Origin of the sequence: Herbaspirillum sp. UBA812, from assembly GCF_002296545.1 — a bacterium.
Lineage (GTDB): Bacteria > Pseudomonadota > Gammaproteobacteria > Burkholderiales > Burkholderiaceae_D > Herbaspirillum > Herbaspirillum huttiense.
In genome coordinates this window covers 1-2,900 of sequence record NZ_DBIC01000199.1, presented here as the reverse complement: position 1 = coordinate 2,900, position 2,900 = coordinate 1, and the positions used below count along the sequence as shown (strand labels likewise).

Sequence of the window (2,900 nt, the reverse complement as noted above, 5' to 3'; positions counted from 1 at the left end):
TTGCAGGCGATCATCGGCATCAGACGCATTGGCCTTCAGGGCGGCATAGGCGCGATCGGCTTCAACGGCTGCGGCCAGCACCACGGCGCGGGTGGCGAAGGCATCGGCATCGCGTTCGCCCATGGCGGTCAGGAGGATGGGATCCTGTGCAGCCGAGGGCGTAGGAGCGTAGTAGTAATTGCGCTTGCGCTTGCCCAGCAGGGCGGCGCCGTCACGGGCCACGGCGCTGACCACGCCGGCGATCACCGAGGTCAGGAAGAGCTGGGCGATGGTCGAGCCGAAGACGGCCTGGCGCGCCGGTACCTGATCCGGCAGGACCACTTCATCGGCGGCCACCACCACGTTTTCGAAGATGGTCGTACCACTGCCGGTGAGGCGCTGGCCCATGCCGAGCCAGTCGTCGAGAGTCTGCACGCCTTCACGCTGGCGCGGCAGCAGTACGACGGCGCGGCGGCCATCCTCGACCGACACGGTCACGTGCAGCCAGTCGGCGAAGAGCGAACCGGTGGAGTAGAACTTCTGGCCGTTGAGTACGTAGTGATCGCCCTGGCGCACCAGGCGCGTGGCCAGCGGTGCATTGCCACCGATCTGGGGCTGGCCCAGTTCGGTGTGGGAAGCGCCGACCAGATCTCCGGCCCGCACGCGCTCGCGCAGGCGCTGCACGCCCGCATGCTGCAGCGGTGCATTGAGCAGGCGTTCGAGGGCGACGTGGTGATTGCGCCAGATGTGGGCGACGTTGGGATCGGCGGCACCCAGCTGGATGGCCGTATCGAGGGTCTCGACGAACGTCGCGCCGCCACCGCCGTAGTCGGCGTCGAGGCGGCCGGCGCCGAAACCGGTGGCCTTGACCTCGGCGATGACGTCAAAGGGTTGTTCGCGCTGGGCGTCGCGCTGGGCAGCCCCATCGGCGATGCGTTGCAGGAGGTCGGGAGAGATTGTGCTCATGAGGTCGTGTCTGAAGAGGTCCGGGAATCGGCCTTGCAGCGGATGGCAAGGATGAGGACATCATAGGGTCATGCAGCGCCGGACCAAACTGCGAAATTCTTCTTAGCTTGCGCGCTGGGTGAATAGCCGTCCTGGTGCCGGGCTGGCAGCCTCGCCATTGAAGCTTTAAGATCAGGGCTTTTGCGGAACTCGGGTTGAATGGGGCATGCGTCTTCGGTCATGGAAATTGCTGTTGCCAGTGCTGTTGCTCTTGTTGTCGGCGGGCCTGTGGCTCATTTGCAGCGAGCGCGATGCCAGAGACGGTTTCGTGAGAGAGGGCATTGCCATCCGGGTGAATCAAGCCGCTGATGAGCTCAGGGAAAAATATCCGAAGCAGCTTGAAGTCGCCAAACACCCTGCAGGGCTGAATTTCTACAGCATGGATTGGCCACGGGACGCCCTGGCGAGCATCGTCATCGGTCAGCCGGACCACGCAGTGACCATCCCGTATGTCCTCGGCATCAGCGGAACTGACGATACCGGATATCCGGAGGAGAACATCTCCGAATGGCACATTTATGCCGGTCTGACGGCGCCCGAACTGATGGGCCACGACGAAGCGCGGCAAGCTTTCTTCCGGTTGATTCAATCCATTCGCGATGCCGGATGGCGCAATGCGATCTCGCGGGGTGCTCCCCGTCTCAAGGGAAAGGACTCGCTGCGCTACGTTCAGGCGGCGCTGGTGGGCTGCCTCGATCCGGACTATGTCCCTGATCTGGAAGAGTGGATGAAGCTGGGTGCTGGCAGCAGTTGGTGTTTCTACGCCGATCATGCGTACTTCAGAATCAACCTGACCCGGGATCAAAACCGAACGGACATTCACCATCCCGGTGCGTATTTTCTAACCTATGACCTGGTGGCCGAGAATGAGGAGATGCGCGCCTACGTAGGCCCTCAGAACAGACGGGAATGGAAGACGCGTCTTCCGGAAGCGCTCGCGCTGGAGCAGGCAGATCGGCAGCAGAAGGAAGCGGAGTGGCAGCGCAAGGGCGCGCGCATTGATCGGGCGTATCAGGATCCGCCGGTTCCCGCCATCGCTCCTTGAACGCGCGTGCATGACGTATTTTGCAGGCCTCAGCTCTTGCCCTTCCAGGGAACCAGCGCGCGTTCCAGCAGGCGCATGCCATAGCTGAAGGCGAAGGCGCAGGTGGCAATCAAGGCGATGCCGACAAAGACCGCATCGGTTGCCAGGAAGTGGGAGGCCGACATGATCATGTAGCCGATGCCGCGATTGGCTGCAATCAGCTCGGCGGCCACCAGGGTGCTCCAGCCCACGCCCAGCGCAATGCGGATACCAGTCAGGATCTCCGGCAGGGCCGAGGGCAGGACGATCTCGACCAGCAGTTGCCAGCGCGTCGCGCCCAGCGAGAGCGCCGCATTGACCCGCTCCAGCGGCAGCGAGCGTACGCCCGCCTGCGCCGACAGCACCACGGGTGCAAACATGGCCAGGGTCAGCAGGGTGATCTTGGAGGCCTCACCGATGCCCAGCCAGATGATCATCAAGGGCAAGTAAGCCAGCGGTGGCAGGGGCCAATAGAATTCAATCGGGGTATCGAGCACGCCCTTGACCCAGCGATTGAGCCCCATCAGCAGGCCCACCGGGATGCCCAGCGACACCGCAATGACGCCGGCGGTCAGGATGCGCAGCAGGCTTGCGCCTACGTGCTCGGTCAGGGTGGCATTGGCGTAGCCGTCTTCCCAGATACTCCGGGCCACATTGATGACTTCGGAAGGGGTAGGCAGGAACAGGTGCGGCACCCAGCCGGTCTGCGCGATGAGCCACCACAGCGCCAGGATGGCGATGCCGGCGGCCACGCTGATGTGCACCGTAGAGCCTTCGCCGATGCCGAAGCTGCGCATCTTGACCAGGCGCGGCGGCGCACTGGCCGCAGGTGGAGCCGATATCCCTGCGCGCA

Annotated in this window: 3 protein-coding genes; 1 reads left to right on the top strand and 2 read right to left on the bottom strand. The window is 63.8% G+C overall.

Annotated features, from left to right (window positions below; genetic code table 11):
• Positions 1–945, bottom strand: a 945-nt coding sequence (locus B3873_RS13275; protein WP_286866627.1) for an acyl-CoA dehydrogenase family protein, incomplete at its 3' end; no start/stop codon positions are given.
• A 232-nt stretch (positions 946–1,177) separates the two neighbouring features.
• On the opposite strand from B3873_RS13275, the gene B3873_RS13270 reads away from it, so the two are divergent.
• On the top strand, positions 1,178–2,029 hold the full coding sequence (locus B3873_RS13270) for a hypothetical protein (protein WP_414651538.1): 852 nt from the start codon (positions 1,178–1,180) through the stop codon (positions 2,027–2,029).
• 29 nt (positions 2,030–2,058) lie between these two features.
• Here the strand turns inward: B3873_RS13270 and B3873_RS13265 are convergent, their stop codons facing one another.
• Positions 2,059–2,844: an ABC transporter permease subunit gene (locus B3873_RS13265; RefSeq protein ID WP_286866639.1), complete on the bottom strand. Its 786-nt coding sequence runs from the start codon at positions 2,842–2,844 to the stop codon at positions 2,059–2,061.
• Positions 2,845–2,900: the final 56 nt, after the last annotated feature.